Source organism: Lactococcus sp. S64 (assembly GCF_016516525.1).
GTDB lineage: Bacteria > Bacillota > Bacilli > Lactobacillales > Streptococcaceae > Lactococcus > Lactococcus lactis.
Genome location: NZ_JACVUQ010000001.1, coordinates 328,700 through 345,169 on the forward strand (window position 1 = coordinate 328,700; position 16,470 = coordinate 345,169).

Consider the following 16,470-nt stretch of genomic DNA (forward strand, 5'->3'; position numbering starts at 1 on the left):
TAATGGAACATAATCGTTTATCGTTGCTATGAACCATGCGAATCAACTTTATTGGTAATATATTTAGTTACTTTAGAAAAAAGCCTCAATAGGCTTTTTATTGTTTCTGTAATTGTAAAACTTGAGCATTATTTATCTCTTTAAAAAGTTTATTACTTGTTTCTTTAGAAATTACATCAGTTTTTACCTGGTTCAATACAAATTGATATTCAAGTTGAAATGCCTCTATGAGTAATTCGTTTGGAATAATTGTATCTTCTTGAATTTCGTTACGAATACGGTAATGTCTATTTTCCAAAATATGTTTTACTTCTTCAATATCACTAAAGTCAGTTATCTTATTTTCTATTCGCTCTTTTTCAAGAGAACTTAATTTTTCGATTGTTTGTTGATATAAACTGCTTTCTAGTCGGCTTATATCGGTTCTTATTGTCGCAAATTCTTGCATTTCTACTGAATCTACTCTTCTGCCACGTCGTCTTTTGGAGAATAATCGTCTTATTTTCTTACCAGTTGAATGTTTACTACTGTTTTCTAGATAAATTCTAAAATAGTCAATAACTTTAGGTGAAAACTGTGCTTTGATAGTTGTTGTATCAAGTAATGTTTCCTGCCAACTTATTATCTCGTCCATTAATTTACTACTCTTAGTGTGGTCAGGGATTTGTAATCCTTTTTGTGATTGTAGTTGTTTGGTAAGACTACTACGAACTTTACTATCCTCAATTTCTTCTACCATATGAAGAATCGCATAATCAACCATATCGTTACGAACCTGATTTATATTATCAGTACTTTCACCTCCAAGTCCCGGTAATAATTTTGGCAGAATCAGTGTTGGTACAATAAGACTTAAAAGAATAACAATAGCGGCCATTGTAATAATAATTTCCCTATTCTCGTTGCTCAAAATACTAGTATTCAAAGGTAAAGAGAAAGCCATTGCTAATGTCATTGTTCCATGGGCTCCTGACAAAGCAAAAATTGTTGAATCACTATTACGCTCTTCTTTTACATCAGAGAAAAAGTGTTCGATTGATCTATTTCCTTTTCTATTAGTCCAAAATTTTCTTATGAATAACATAAGTAAATAAACTAAAACGCTTATCAAAAATAGAACAATTGATTCTTTCCAACCAAGTGATTTAAAAATGTCCCAAATTCCAAATAGACTTACACCCAAGAGAATGAAAACAAAGTTATTCAGAATATCGCTTAAAATCTCCCAGATTGTATTATTCGTTAATTGAACATTTGTTGAAGTCAGTTTGAGCATATCTCCTTCAAAATTATGAATCAACCCAGCAGCAACTACAGCTAAAACACCGGAAGTTCCAAAATGTTCTGCTAACAAATAAATAAAGAAGGGGGTCAGAATTGAAATAGGAATTATGGTAGCTTCTGGCCGAGTTGCTCTGAGATTGATTGCGGTCCTAATTCGTACCAGTAGAGCACCGACAACTAAACCAATTATAATTCCACCAATTGAGACAAATATAAAGCGACCAAGTCCTTCCCAAATACTGAAATGCCCACTCTCTAAAACAGATAATCCTAAGCTCAGTAAAACTAACCCTGTTGCATCATTAAATAAAGATTCAAATTCAACTGCTTCATTAACCCCTTCGGGCATTTTCTTTCCAGAAATTATTGATTTTACAGCAACTGCATCTGTTGGCGTTACAATTGCTGCAAAACAGATAGCTAAAGGGAAAATCCAACTACCCATTATATTATTCGTAAGCACTGCTACTAAAAGTACAGTCACCACTGCTAAAGTAATTGATAGAAAAAATATTCCTCTGAAATTTTTCCGTACTTTTTTTAATGAAGTTTTACTTCCCTCATAAAACATTAATGGAGCAATGATTAACATCATAAAAAACTCTGGCTCCAATTCAAAATTTTGAAATTCTGGTAGGAAACTCAAAATAAGGCCCACACCAATCAAGATAAAAGTTTCTGAAATTTGTGGAAAAAACTCTTTGATTATATTTGCCCCGATAACACCAATCATCATCACAGCAATAAAACTAATAGCTGACATAAAACACCATTTCCTAATTTTTATACTCTTACAGTATAACATGTTCAAGATTGGGTTTCCAAGACTAGTATTAAAATTTATGAAATATACAAGACGATTTGTCATTTTCATAGTATATAAAAGTTATTTAGATTATTAATATAATGATAAAAAGACATCTATTTTGACGTCTTTTTATTTATTTTGATTTGGTCATTAGTAATTTTGCTGAACATTTTAACCATCCAGTAAACTATCACGATATTCAATATTCAGTAATTCCTTTTCAGGAAATAAGAATCTGTCAAACCAGTTTTGGCTTTCAAAAAAATTGATTTTATCATGTTCTAGCGGATGATAGTCTTTTTCCAAAAAATTGGATAAGTTCTCTATTGAGTCCTCTCCTAAAATAAAAATATTATCAGGATGATAAAATAGGTAATGCTTGATGGCTTTATTTGTTGTAACTAATTTTTTCTTAAAGAAAATAGCCTCCATTGTTCTCAAGGTCAAACCTGTCTGGTTTTCTTGCATAATTTCAAGAATACCATTACTATTAATTAAGAACTCTAAAAATTTTGGATAGGGTAAATATCCTTTATTTTTAAAACCTTTTTCTCCATTAATGATATAAAGTAATATTGAAATATCTAAACTGGCACATTTATCTAAAATAACATGTGCAAGTTGAGTTCTTCCTTTATCATTTCCTCCAAAAAACAAATCATAATCTGGTATTTGAAGAGGTAAATTTATACAAGGAGTATAAAAAGTAGAATTATGATAGAGCCCATATTTCTTTGCTTCAATAGGGTCAAAACTATAGTAGGAATCAATTACTCCTATTTCTCTAGAGGTGTGTAGCAAATCAATATATTTTTGAGTCAAATGATTCCAAAAAAATAGAATCATCTTTGCCTCGGTAAAATCCTTTATAATATTAGGATAGTTAGCTTTAAAACCAGAATCTAAAAATATAATAAGCTGATAACGGGCAAGCCGGTGCTTTCCCAAATCACTTTTTATAAAATGGACTAATCGGCGTCCTGAAATTACATCAATATTATTTAAGGAATCGAAAAAATAAAGATGTGCATTTTTAGCTACTAAGAGTATTTTGCTGTAAGAAATTTCTTTCATGTTCTAACTCCTTTCAATTCAGTATAAATTCATTGTATGATTAAATTTCAGAATATTCAAAAATATCGTCTTACAAAAAATACATTCACCAATGATGATAGTATTATATTTTTGAATATTCTAATTAATTCTAAAACATTCTGCTGTCCTTCAGATTCCTTTTTGTGTATACTAATTATTAATAGCGCTAGTTTTTAGAAAAGAATTGTATCAATTTGAAAAAGGAGAAATGATTTTATGAAAACAATCCTTCAAGCTTTTGAATGGTATTTACCCTCAGATTCTCAGCACTGGAATAATATAAAAGAGAATATTCCTGACTTAGGAAAGTTAGGATTTTCAGGATTGTGGTTACCTCCAGCTTCCAAGGCAGCTTCTGGAGTTGAAGATGTTGGTTATGGGACCTATGATTTATTCGACTTAGGGGAATTTGATCAAAAAGGGACAATTCCTACAAAATATGGGACTAAAGATGAATATCTTGATTTAATTAATACACTACACCACAACAATATTGAAGTGTATGCGGATATCGTTTTTAATCACATGATGGGTGCTGATGAAACAGAAACTATTGAAGCTGATATTAAAGCGGAAGATAATCATCTTCATAACATCGAAAATAATAAAACTGTTGAAGTTTGGACCAAATTTACATTTCCAGGAAGACAAGGAAAATACGACAATTATATATGGACCTGGCACAACTTTACGGGAATTGATTATGATGAAAGGAAAAATCAAGAAGAAATTCTTGAATTTGAAGGACATGAATGGGATGAGAATGTAGATTCAGAGAATAATAATTTTGATTATTTAATGGGAGCTGATCTTGATTTTAGTGTTTCGGAAACGGTAGAACAACTTGAAAAATGGGGACATTGGTTTTCAGAAATGACAAAAATTGATGGTTTTCGATTAGATGCAATTAAACATATTGATTTCAAATATTTTGATAAATGGCTTGAACAGAGAGCAAAGCAATTGGATAAAAAACTTTTTATTGTTGGCGAGTACTGGTCTGATGATCTTTGCAAATTAGAGTATTATCTAGAACAATCCGGTGATAGAATACAATTATTTGATGTACCACTACATTTTAATATGAAAGAAGCCTCTTCAACCAATGGAGAATTTGATATGCGTACTCTTTTTGATCACACACTCACTGCCAGCCAGCCAGAGCTATCGGTCACTTTTGTTGATAACCATGATACTCAAGAAGGACAGGCTCTTCAATCTTGGATTCCAGCTTGGTTTAAAGAGCACGCTTATAGCTTAATTTTACTTCGTGAAAATGGAATTCCTACTGTCTTTTGGGGAGATTTATACGGAATACCATCACGTAATGTTGATCCTGTAGGTGATAACTTAAGAACTATGATAGTATTACGTAACCACTCTGAATTTTTAAAAGAAAATGATTATTTTGATCATCCTGATATTATTGGATGGACAAACGTTTTAAAAATAGATAATAAGGAATATGGATTATCATGTATTTTAACCAATAAAAATGGTGGTTCAAAATATATGATAATTGATAAGGCGTATGCAGGTAAAGTTTATATAGATTTATTTGGAAGACATGAAATACCTATTACGCTGGATCAAAATGGTGGAGCTGAATTTTACGTCAATGATGGAAGTGTTTCGGTATGGGTAGATAAGGAAATTGTTTCAAAAATTGATTAAATGAACTTTCAAAACTAACTATTTTATCAAATAGGATAAAAAAAGTACCTTATTAGAGGTACTTTTTTATTTGAACTATTAGTAAATCAATGAGGTATGTTTGATTTCTTCAATATTTTTTGTTCCAGCAAGTTGCATAGTAATACTTAGCTCTTTGTTTAAGTGTTCAAAAACAGATTGAACGCCTTTGGCTCCCCCTAAATTCAAACCATAAAGAACTGGACGACCTACCGCAACAACATCTGCTCCTTGTGCTAAAGCTTTGAAGACATGTTCCCCACGTCTAACCCCACTGTCAAAAACAATAGGAACTCGATGATTAACACTTTTGGCGATGAGGGGTAGGACATCAATTGAAGCAGGTCCTCCATCTAATTGTCGTCCCCCATGATTTGAAACCCAGATACCGTCTGCCCCAGCGTTAATGGCATCATCTGCATCAATAGGAGATTGGACCCCCTTAACAATTACAGGAAGATTAGTTATTTTTTTAATTTTTTGAATATCTTCTAAAACAAGACCTTGTTTTGCTGCTGCATAAATTTCGCTTATTCCTTTCCCAGTTCCATCACTTTCTGAAAAAGCAGCTAGATTTGGCATTGGTAAAGGAAATTGGAAATGATTGACAATGTCTTCTTCTCTATAGCCACCTAATGTTGAATCAGCGGTTAAAATAATTGCCTTAACTCCAGCTGATACAGCTTTTTTCAAAAGAAATTCATTAAATTTATCATCTTTACTCATATATAATTGGAAAAATTGCGGTGCACCTGGTGCTGCTTTTGCGGCGTCTTCCACTGATGTACTTCCGTAAGTACTAATTGAAAAGATTGAGCCAACTTCAGCCATCGCTTTAGCAGTTGCAACTTCTCCTTCTTCATGAGCAAGGCCTTGGGCGGCAACTGGTGCTTGGATTATTGGTGTTTTTAGCTTTATACCAAAGAGTGAGGTACTTAAATCTGCAGAATCAATTCCTCTTAATACTCGAGGCATAATTTGTTTTTTGTTAAATGCTGATGTATTTTCATTCAGTGTCCACTCATCTTCAGAGCCACCACGAATATAGCCAAAGGCACCTTTATTTCCCGCAGCCTCCATACTTTGTTTCACTTTACCTTCAAGTGATTTAACATTTACAATTTCTAACGCTTTGTTTTCAGTACTAGTTTTATAAGTCATCTTAGTTCTCCTATTTTTTGTAAAGTTTACATCTGTAGATGATAAATACATTATACATCTTATTTTTAAAAAATACACAAATGAAAGATTTATTTTTTTATAAACTAAAACTTATATAAAAAGATAAATTAAAAAAGTAGCAAAACTACTCTTTTATATTATTATTTTAAAAGGTGGTACGATAAGGTTTGGTTCTTTACTTTTGATAGAAAAATTCATTTTCTATCTGAACAGAATATGAAAATATTCTATTAAGTTTCTCACTCATCCCTTCTCATTTTACAATCACGAATTATAAATTTCATTAATAAGTTCTTCTGTTTTATCCCAACCCAAACATGGGTCAGTGATTGATTTTCCAAATACTTCTGGTTTGTCTTGACGACCGTCTTCAAGATATGATTCAATCATAAATCCTCTGACATATTTATGAATTTGTTCATCCCAATTACGATTGACTAATGTTTGACGAACAATTCTTATTTGTTCCATATACTTCTTCCCAGAGTTATCATGATTAGTATCAATAACAATAAATGGATTTTGTAAGCCCATTTTTTCGTATATTTCGATACTTTCAAGAAGATTATCTGTATAGTAATTTGGATGGTTTTTACCATTTTCATCTTGTCCACCACGAAGGATGGCATGAGCTAATGGATTTCCTGATGTTTCTACTTCAGCATTCCCAAATAGAAAATCTTGAGATTGTTGGGCTGCATACATTCCATTAAACATAACTTTTAAATTCCCTGATGTCGGGTTTTTCATTCCTGTTGGGGCATCTATTCCTGAGGCAACAAAGCGATGTTGTTGATTTTCAACTGAGCGAGCGCCAACTGCATAGTAACTTACTAAGTCATCAACTAATGGTAGATTTTCTGGGTATAGCATCTCATCTGCTGTAGTCAGACCAGTTTCAGTAATTACTTTATAGTGAAGGTCACGAACCATTTTTATCCCATTGATAAGGTCTGTATGTCCATCTGCATCAGGTTCATGAATGAGGCCTTTATAGCCATCTCCGTTTGTCCGCGGTTTTGCAGTATAAACACGCATCACAATAAAAATTTTATCTTCTACTTCTTTTTGAAGTTTTGACAATCTGTGAGCATATTCTAGAACTGCAGCTTCATTATCCGATGAGCAGGGGCCAATGACTAAGAGGATTCTATCGTCTTCACCCTTAATTATCGCTTCAAGTTCCTTATCACGTTTTTCTTTCTTTTCTCGTTGCTCATCATTTAAATGATTTAGCTCTTTTACATCTTTAATGTTAATTTTGTTACTGAGTTCTTTAAAAGTCATCTTTTACCTTTCCTATAGTTTTTTAGTAAAAATACTTAATAATATTTTACTTGCAATAAATTTTTTCTATTTTACTTTTTATGTGCCTCCTTTATAATAAAAAAAGACGTCCCAGGGGACGTCTTCTTTATCCCCTAGATGATTAACGAACATCAAAGAGGACCCACATTTTATTAGCCAAAAACTAATGTGGATCATTCATAAAGAAAAAATAAAATTTTTTAAAGTTGTTAATCATTTTGGAACCTCGATATTTAATATTATTAGTTAGTATAATTAAAATTTTTTGATTTGTCAATTATTTATCTATTTTTTCTTAATTTTATTTCAAAATTTCTTTTTACATAACTTTTATTATGTATCAAACGGTAAATAAAGAAGAAATTGAAGCATGGATGGAGTGTGCTGTATTTGCATTATTCATCGTATAGAGGTGAATTCCAGCAACATCCTCTGTTACTAAATCAACGATTTGGTCGATGGCGTAAGCAATTCCAGCATCCCTTAAAGCTAAAGGATTATGTTCATATTTTTCGAGTATTCTAATAAATTTTGCTGGTAATGGCGTATTACAATTTTTTAATAGACGAAGAATTTGATTTCGATTGACTACTGGCATTATTCCGGCGAATATCGGAGTATTTATCTCAGCAATTGCGCATCGTTCTTGAAAATCATAGAAACTATCATTATCAAAAAATAGTTGCGTAATTAATCTGTCACAACCAGCATCTACTTTTTCTTTCAGATAATGAAAATCACTCACTCGATTTACTGATTCGGGATGAATATCGGGGTAGCAAGCACCTAAAACTTCAAAACTATCATCATAATCTTTGATAAATTTAACCAAATCACTTGCAAATTTAAAATCATTTTTCATCGGTTCATCGCTGATATCACCTCTTAAAGCAAGAATTTTTTTGATTTGTTTATCTTTTAACCGTTCCAAAATTTCGATCACTTGAGCTTTATCTAAATAAGCGGCAGGTAAATGAGCAACCGCTGGAATATCTAGTGTATTGTTTACATAATCAGCAAACTTTATAGTTGTATCTCCAATATTATCATAATTATTGTTACTACAAGTTACACTGATAAAATCTGGCGAGAGAGTTCTTAGGCTATCCAAGGTCTTTACCAAGTTGGTACTTCCAATTTGAGTTGTAGGTGGAAAAACTTCAAAAGAAAGAATTTTGGAATTACTTGTCATATTCAACCTTTTCCTTTCTTAACACCCTAGTTGCCTCAACTAAGTGTCTTAAACTAGGAATGGTTTCGGCATTACCACGTGTTTTAAGACCACAATCAGGGTTTACCCAAACTTGTTCAATTGGTAATTTGTCCAATATTTTTTCTAATTGATTTTGTATTTCTTTTACGCTAGGTATTCGTGGAGAATGAATATCATAGACTCCAGGTCCAACCAAAGTTTTAAAATGGTGAGCTTTCAATGCATCGATAATTGATAGCTCACTTCTACTTGCTTCAAAAGAAATTACATCAGCATCCATTGCGTCAATTGATGGAATAATATCTTCAAATTCAGAATAACACATATGCGTGTGAATTTGCGTTTCCGGTTTTACTTTAGAGTGAACTAAACGAAAGGCAGGAATTGCCCAATCTAGATATTCTTTATACCAATCACTTTTGCGAAGTGGTAACTTTTCTCTCAAAGCTGCCTCATCAATTTGAATAATCTTAATGCCAGCTTTCTCTAAGTCAAGAACTTCTTCTTGAACAGCTAATGCCAATTGTAAAGTACTTGCTTTTAACGAAATATCTTCTCGCGGAAAAGACCAATTTAGAATCGTTACAGGACCTGTCAGCATTCCTTTTACTGGTTTAGACGTTTGAGATTGAGCATAGGCTGACCAACGGACGGTCATAGATTTTGGTCTAGTGACATCAGCCCACACGATTGGAGGTTTGACACAACGTGTTCCGTAAGATTGAACCCATGATTTTTGAGTAAAAACATAACCTTCTAACTTTTCTCCAAAATACTCTACCATGTCATTTCGTTCAAATTCACCATGGACTAAAACATCTAATCCAATATCTTCTTGGAGTTTAAGACATTCTTTTATTTTTTCTTCTAAGAATGTTTCATAATCTGCTTGGCTTAATTCTCCTCGCTTATTTTGTAGCCGAACTTTTCTCACCTCTGCCGTTTGAGGAAATGAACCGATGGTTGTGGTTGGTAAAAGTGGTAAATTAAGCGATTGAGATTGACTTGCTCGTCTTTCCACTAGTGACGGTTGTCTAGTAAAGTCTTTTTCTGTTAATTTATCAAGTTTTTGCTTAAGTTTAGTATTTTCACGAACTCTTTCATTTTCAAAAAGTTCGATATTCTTCTTCAAAAAAGAAGTGTTTTTATTAAAATAAATATCGGAAATTTCATCAATTTCATTTAATTTTTCTGTGGCAAATGAAAAGTGTTTAAGAATTTCTTTTGATAATTTAGTTTCGTTTTTAACTGTTACCGGAACATGTTGTAAAGAGCAGCTTGTATTAATTACGATATCTGCTACTGCATCTAAAGCGGTTAGTAGCTCAAGTGTCTTTTGATAATTATTACGCCAAATATTTTTTCCATTTACTAGTCCTGCAAAAAGTATTTTCTCTTTGGGAAAACCGTATTTTTGAATAAGAGCTAAAGAATCTCTTCCTTCTATAAAATCAAGACCAATACCATCAAAATCAAGCTTTACTATTTCTTTATAGCTATCACGAACATCTCCAAAATATGTTTGAAGAAGTATCTTAAGGTTGTTTTTACTCTTAAGTAGTTCTTCATAAATACTCACAAATAATTTTTTTTCTTCTTCAGTTTGGTCTAAAACAAGTGCTGGTTCTTCAATCTGTAACCATTCTACTCCTAGTTGATTAAGTTCTTTTAGTAGTGTTTGAAAAGCTACAATAACATCAGATAATACTGTATCTTTCGTGGCTCCTGACTTGTAATCTGCTAAAACTAAAAATGTATATGGGCCAATAATTGTTGGTCTGGTTTCAAATCCAGCAGATTTTGCTTCCTTATATTCATTTAATAATTTTGAAAAATTTGCTTTAATAATCGTATCTTTGTTAATTTCTGGAACTAAATAATGATAGTTTGTATTAAACCATTTTTTCATTGGTCTTGCTTTTACGTCATTTTGTTCATCTTGGAAACCACGCGCTAATGCAAATAAAGTATCTAGTTCATTTAATTCTAAATTTTTATAAGACTCTGGAATTGCACCAAGAGCAATTGATAAATCTAAGGTTTGGTCATAGAAAGAAAAGTCATTGGAAATAGGTGAGTCAATTCCAGCTTCTTTTTGACTTTTCCAATTTTTCAACCGAATTTCTTTGGCTACTGTTTGTAATTCTTCTTCTGTAATTTCTTTACGAAAATATTTTTCAAGAGCAAATTTTAATTCACGGTTTGAACCGATACGTGGGAAAGCAATAATTGATTTTTTCATAGTCATAGTCTCCAATTTTTAATAGGTCTATCTTATCAAATTTAATAAAACTTTAATAATACATTTTTAATATGATGACCTATAGTTTAAAACTATATGAAAATTCAAAAATAAAAAGTCCAAATAAATTTCTTGGACTTTTAGTGTATCTTATCTTATCTTCTATGCATGAGATGAATTTTAGATTGTAAAAATGGTGGGATTACAATTGAACTTTCTCGATCTTCTTTAATAATTATTGATTTATCTTCTAATTTATCGATTACTTTAATAAGATGTGGAAGAGAAATTTCTAATTTTTTGAAAAAGTTTTTTCCTTCTTCTTCTATAGCAGTAACGTGGTAAGTCTGATCAACTTGTGCTTCATCAAGTGTGAGTTCCACTTCATTTTTCAGCCAAAATGATTCTGTAGGAATTTCTGAGCCGTGAGGGTCAGTTGCTGGATAGCCCATCAGGACATATAGAGATTCAATCAACCTTGGTGATGAAGCATGTTCTAAATTTTCGGCTTCATCGTGCACTTCCTCCATTGTATATCCAACCTTCTCAAAAAGAAAAGTTTCCCAGACCCTATGACTTTTTAAAATAAATCTCGCTTCGTGATTTCCTAAGTCTGTAAGTGATACCCCATAATAAGGTTTATGAATAACAAGTTCTTTTTTGGCTAATCGTTTAATCATTTCAGTGGCGCTTGGTGATGATACTGATAATTTTTGAGCAATGGCATTAATACTAACAGATCCATTATTTTCATTTTTTAGGCTATATATTGCCTTTAGATAGTCTTGTTCATTTTTTGATGTTTTCATTTTTTTACCTTACTTTTCTTGATTTAATTATAGCATAGACTATACCAAAGTAAAATAAAAGTGGGATAAATTATCACCACTTTTATTTTTTATTTAAAGTAATTCACCGTATTTTGAAACAAATATTTTTTTAAATATGGTGACAAGCATCATATACATCACTACTGTTAAAATTAGCCATGGGAAAAAGTTAATTGGTAAAGCCATTAAACCAATTGAATGTCCAAAGCTTGTGAATGGAATGATTGTGAGTCCAATGATTCCCATGAAAGTTAAGATTGTTAGTGGAGCCGAAGCACGACTTTGTAAAAATGGGATTTTAGGAGTACGAATCATATGGATAACCAAGGTTTGAGTCCACATTGATTCAACAAACCAACCAGTATGGAAGAGCGCGATAAATCCAATATATGCTGCACTTCCAGGGACAAGAGAGCTAAATGGTCCAAATGTTGCTGGACAAATCACAAAGAACATTAGGAGATAAGTTGTAATATCGAATACGGAACTTGTTGGGCCAATCCACAACATGAATTTACTTACAGAACTTGCATCCCATTTTCTTGGAACAACCAAATATTCTTCATCGACATTATCCCAAGGAATAGCGGTACAAGAGAAATCATAGATTAAATTAAGTAAGAGAATATGAATAGATAACATTGGGATAAATGGTAAAAATGCACTAGCGATTAGAACTGAGAACATATTACCAAAGTTAGAACTTGCTGTCATTTTTATATACTTAATCATGTTAGCATAGGTTTTTCTTCCTTCAATAATTCCTTTTTCAAGAACCATTAAATCTTTTTCTAACAAAATTACATCAGCTGACTCTTTGGCAATATCTACAGCACTATCTACTGAAATTCCAACGTCAGATGATTTCATTGCTGCTGCGTCATTAATACCATCTCCCATATAGCCGACACTATTGCCTGAATTTCTAAGTGTTGTTACTATTCTGGCTTTTTGTTGAGGTGATAACTTAGCAAAAACAGAAGCTTCCTTGGCAATCTTTGCCAATTCATTATCATCTAATTGGTCGATATCAGAACCTAAAATAGTTTTATCAACTGGAAGTCCTACTTGTTTGCAAACTGAACGAGTAACTTTATCGTTGTCACCAGTCAAGATTTTAACTGATACCCCATATTTATTGAGTGCTTTGATTGCTTTTGCTGTAGATTCTTTGGGTGGATCAAGAAAGGCAAGATAACCCATTAACACCATTTCAGATTCATCTTGAACCGAGAATGTATCTACTGGTGAAGGATTTGTTTTTTGAGCGACTAAAATCACGCGCATTCCTTCTTCGTTAAGTTCATCAACTTTTTTCAGAATGTATGCTCTGAGTTCAGGAGTTAAATGAACAACATTTCCCTTATCTTCGACTAAAGTACAGATGTCTAACATTTCTTCAGCTGCACCTTTAGTAATCATTTGAGTTTTTGAAGTCGCTCCATTAGTATTGCTTTTTACTACGACACTCATCCGACGTCTTTCAAAATCAAAAGGAATTTCATCAACTTTTGTATATTTACTACTTAGACCACCCAGTTCAGGATTTTTATCTTGCTTGGCTTCGGCTCCTTCGATAATTGCCAAATCCATTAAATTCTTTAAACCAGTTTGGTAGTAACTATTCAAAAATCCATGTCTTAATACTCGAATATTTTCTTGCCCATGAATATCTAAATGACGCATTAATACTACTTTGTCTTGTGTTAATGTTCCAGTTTTATCAGTGCAGAGAATATTCATTGACCCTAGATTTTGAATAGAATTTAGGTTCTTGATGATTGTTTTTTCTTTTGACATTGTGACTGCACCTTTTGCTAGGCAAGTTGTCACAATCATTGGTAACATTTCTGGTGTTAAACCAACAGCAACTGCTAAAGCAAATAGTGCAGCTTCCATCCAATCACCTTTAGTGAAACCATTGATCAATAAGACAAATGGAACCATAACTAACATAAAGCGAATAAGGACCCATGAAACTGAGTTAACGCCTTTTTCAAAAGTTGTTTTAGTTGAGTCTTCGGTTACACTTTTTGCCATTTCACCAAAAATGGTCGCATCTCCAGTTGCAATTACAACTCCATAAGCACTACCAGAAATGACATTTGAACCCATGAAGGCTAGGTTTACTGACTCTGTGATTGAATCATCTTTTTCATCAGTAGCTAAATCTAGTTTTTCTACTGGTTCGCTTTCACCAGTTAAAGAGGCTTGGCTGATAAATAAGTCTTTTGCTTGAATAATCCTAAGGTCTGCTGGAACCATGTCTCCAGCTGATAGATGGATAATATCGCCTACGAGAACTTCTTCAATAGGAATCTCTTGACTTCCTGATTCTAATCTATGAACGTTTGTCGTCGTCGTAATCATTTTTAAGAGATTCTCAGCAGCATTTCCACTTCTAGTCTCTTGAACGAAACGCAGAATTCCTGAGATTAAAACCATTGTAGTAATGATAATGAGTCCTTGGGGATTTTTCTCACCAGGAGCTGCTAAGATAATATCCGTAAAAGCTGAAACTAATGCTAAGACAAACAATATAATGGTAAAAGGATTGATGAACGCTTGATAAAGCCGTTTAATAAGTGAAGTTTTTTTACCACGCGTAATCGTATTATCTCCATATTGTTCACGAGAGATTTCTACTTGTTCTTCACTTAATCCTTTATTTGATGTTTTAAATTTTTGAAATAGCTCCTCTTTTGTAGAAGTTTTTGCAAATTCTAATCTTGCATTTATTTCATTGTTATCTACAAATGTTGTAGCTCTTTTTGTGTTTTCGAGTGTTTTTCTAATTTTTTTCATTGGTCTGTACCTCATATTCTATAATATTTTTGTGTGTACAGTCCCAAACGTTAGGCACTTTAAAGAAGGTGATAAAAACGGAAAGCTGCTCTTATCACGTTAATTATCTGCGGCCTATCAGGCTCGGGACTATTAATACTCTGGGATTCCATTTCCGTTTTCACCTCCTTTTTAAATATAAAAAAACCTTGCCTACAAAACTTAAACGTAGGCAAGGGAATAATTCCAAAAAAGATACCACTACTATAGAGCGAATCAGTTACAAGCTATCGTTCAAGCTTTAGCTCCGCAGGGCAATGTTGTTGCACTATTTCACGCCTTGTTTGTCGACGTGAACTGTTAGCCCTCTCATCGTGTCTCCACGACTCTGCGGCAGCAACCCGTATCCCTGCGGTAGCCTCACCTACCGACGATTATGTCATAGACATAACCTTTATTATTATAACTGACATATTCTTTTTTGTCAATCTTTTTTATTTTTAATTTACTATAGACTCTGTTGCACCATTCATTGCCCAATCTTTTGATAAAAATAACGAATTATCAATATGATAGTTGACCTTGCTTGGTGTCTTCATGAATTTTTCAATCGCTTTGTCTGTGGCTAACCAACCTTTAGTACCAAAGTGAACAGTATCACCAGAGGCATAAGGCGTGTTATACATATCTGTTAAGTCAGCAATTTGATAAAAGCCTTGACTGCGCAATTGTGTTTTAATTTTAGAGCTGAAATTTTCGAGTGTTGCTTTTGATACTCCAGTGTAAGATGACCATGAGCCGTTTACTGGTTGAATAACAAATAAAACATCATTATTATTTTTGGCAAACACATTTAAGAGCTGTTGGAAATCTTGATACTCTGGACTTTCTAAATAGGAAACATGTTTTTTGTAATTTTCTAGATGTTTATATTTAGATTTTATTTTCTTATCCCAAACTTTATTATTGATTTGGAAAGGATTGTTATTTGAACTATCTTTTCCTTGGTCAACTGCCAATTTTTCTAAGTTTTCAGAGGTTGGATCATTGGGTAATTCTTTAGCAAACTTATTAATTTTTGGTGTAAGTCCAAGAGGTTGTGCTGTGAATTGTGAAACACTTGAGAAGAGTAAATCTTCTTTTCGCCAAAACTGAAGATTGGTCGCCACAGTCATTTTTTGTAGAGCGGTCAGTGGTTTTTTATCTGCTAGACGTTCTAGAGAATTATAAATCGTCTCTTCAGATTTAAGCGATCTAAATCTTAATAAATGTTTTGCAAGTTGGGTGGTGGTATCTGCTTTAGGGTTTGCTTCTTTTAACCAACCGTAAATCTCACCTTTGGATACAAAGTTTTTCAATTCACTTTCAACAATTCCTTGTTTTGAAAACCATTGTGGACTAATGACAAAAACAATTTTACGATTTTTTAACTCATTTGCCACAGAGTTCATGTAGAAAAAGTGGGTTAAAGTAGTTGTTCCTGGTTGTCCTACTAAGAATGGCGTAAAACCAGAATTGTATTTTTTGAAATAGGCACTTGGGTGAAAAGAATCCACATGTTCCATTTCTGATGAACCAAGAACTGGTAAAAACTCGGGGTCTGAATAGGCTTGTTTTTTAATTGAATAGCCTGTAAAGCTTGGAGTATTTAGTGGTGATTGAGCAAATTTAACAAGTTGGTCTTTTGAGTATTTCATACCAACATTTATTGGGAGAAATATCAGTAAGCCAACAAGGGCTAAAGCTGCAATTAATGGGCCAATGGCTCTAAAAATTTTAATTTTCATCCTTTTTTTCCTGAACGCGTGCTGCTATTTTATTTGCTGTATTCCAATCTTCACGGTCCATTTCTGATGGTGGAAGACTGATATCAAAAGCGCCTTCTAATTCAACAATGAGCATAATGGCTCTCATTGAATCAAGAATTCCTTCTTCAAATAAATCCATGTCTAAGTCTTCACGGAATTCGTCTGTGCCTGATACGGTTTCGATAATATCAAAAATTTGTTCTTTCATTTTGTTTCTCCTAATG

Annotated in this window: 11 protein-coding genes and 1 riboswitch; of the genes, 1 reads left to right on the plus strand and 10 read right to left on the minus strand. The window is 32.9% G+C overall.

Going from position 1 to position 16,470, the window contains the following annotated elements:
- Window positions 1-97: 97 nt before the first annotated feature.
- Together IAE51_RS01565 and IAE51_RS01570 are read right to left on the minus strand one after the other, a co-directional pair.
- Window positions 98-2,047 (minus strand): sodium:proton antiporter, encoded by a 1,950-nt coding sequence (locus tag IAE51_RS01565; RefSeq protein WP_143458615.1) that lies wholly within the window; start codon window positions 2,045-2,047, stop codon window positions 98-100.
- A gap of 216 nt (window positions 2,048-2,263) precedes the next feature.
- Entirely contained in the window at window positions 2,264-3,166 is a 903-nt protein-coding gene (locus tag IAE51_RS01570) for a hypothetical protein (protein WP_058203089.1), read from the minus strand.
- 237 nt (window positions 3,167-3,403) lie between these two features.
- Between IAE51_RS01570 and IAE51_RS01575 the strand changes: the two genes are divergently transcribed.
- A complete protein-coding gene (locus tag IAE51_RS01575; protein WP_200094578.1) occupies window positions 3,404-4,861 on the plus strand; it encodes an alpha-amylase in 1,458 nt (485 codons plus the stop codon).
- Window positions 4,862-4,939: 78 nt separating this feature from the next.
- Here IAE51_RS01575 and IAE51_RS01580 read toward each other — a convergent pair whose 3' ends face one another.
- The 8 genes from IAE51_RS01580 to dltC all read right to left on the minus strand — a co-directional run bounded on the left by IAE51_RS01580 (window position 4,940) and on the right by dltC (window position 16,454).
- Entirely contained in the window at window positions 4,940-6,040 is a 1,101-nt protein-coding gene (locus IAE51_RS01580) for a lactate oxidase (RefSeq protein ID WP_200094581.1), read from the minus strand.
- Window positions 6,041-6,325: 285 nt separating this feature from the next.
- Window positions 6,326-7,348: a 3-deoxy-7-phosphoheptulonate synthase gene (locus IAE51_RS01585; protein ID WP_017864532.1), complete on the minus strand. Its 1,023-nt coding sequence runs from the start codon at window positions 7,346-7,348 to the stop codon at window positions 6,326-6,328.
- A 361-nt stretch (window positions 7,349-7,709) separates the two neighbouring features.
- Complete coding sequence (gene metF / locus IAE51_RS01590) at window positions 7,710-8,561, minus strand: methylenetetrahydrofolate reductase [NAD(P)H] (RefSeq protein WP_200094585.1); 852 nt, start codon at window positions 8,559-8,561, stop codon at window positions 7,710-7,712.
- Entirely contained in the window at window positions 8,551-10,824 is a 2,274-nt protein-coding gene (gene metE, locus IAE51_RS01595) for a 5-methyltetrahydropteroyltriglutamate--homocysteine S-methyltransferase (protein ID WP_200094587.1), read from the minus strand. Before metE ends, metF begins: the two co-directional genes overlap by 11 nt.
- Window positions 10,825-10,979: 155 nt before the next feature.
- Window positions 10,980-11,633 carry a metal-dependent transcriptional regulator gene (locus IAE51_RS01600; RefSeq protein ID WP_012897863.1) on the minus strand — a complete coding sequence of 218 codons (654 nt, stop codon included), beginning with the start codon at window positions 11,631-11,633 and terminating at the stop codon, window positions 10,980-10,982.
- A 93-nt stretch (window positions 11,634-11,726) separates the two neighbouring features.
- Entirely contained in the window at window positions 11,727-14,459 is a 2,733-nt protein-coding gene (gene mgtA, locus IAE51_RS01605; RefSeq protein ID WP_017864534.1) for a magnesium-translocating P-type ATPase, read from the minus strand.
- A gap of 257 nt (window positions 14,460-14,716) precedes the next feature.
- Window positions 14,717-14,877, minus strand: a riboswitch (M-box (ykoK) riboswitch).
- Between the two features lie 61 nt (window positions 14,878-14,938).
- Window positions 14,939-16,225 (minus strand): D-alanyl-lipoteichoic acid biosynthesis protein DltD, encoded by a 1,287-nt coding sequence (dltD, locus tag IAE51_RS01610; RefSeq protein WP_033898887.1) that lies wholly within the window; start codon window positions 16,223-16,225, stop codon window positions 14,939-14,941.
- On the minus strand, window positions 16,215-16,454 hold the full coding sequence (gene dltC / locus IAE51_RS01615) for a D-alanine--poly(phosphoribitol) ligase subunit DltC (RefSeq protein WP_003130226.1): 240 nt from the start codon (window positions 16,452-16,454) through the stop codon (window positions 16,215-16,217). The genes dltD and dltC overlap by 11 nt, the downstream gene beginning before the upstream one ends.
- Window positions 16,455-16,470: the final 16 nt, after the last annotated feature.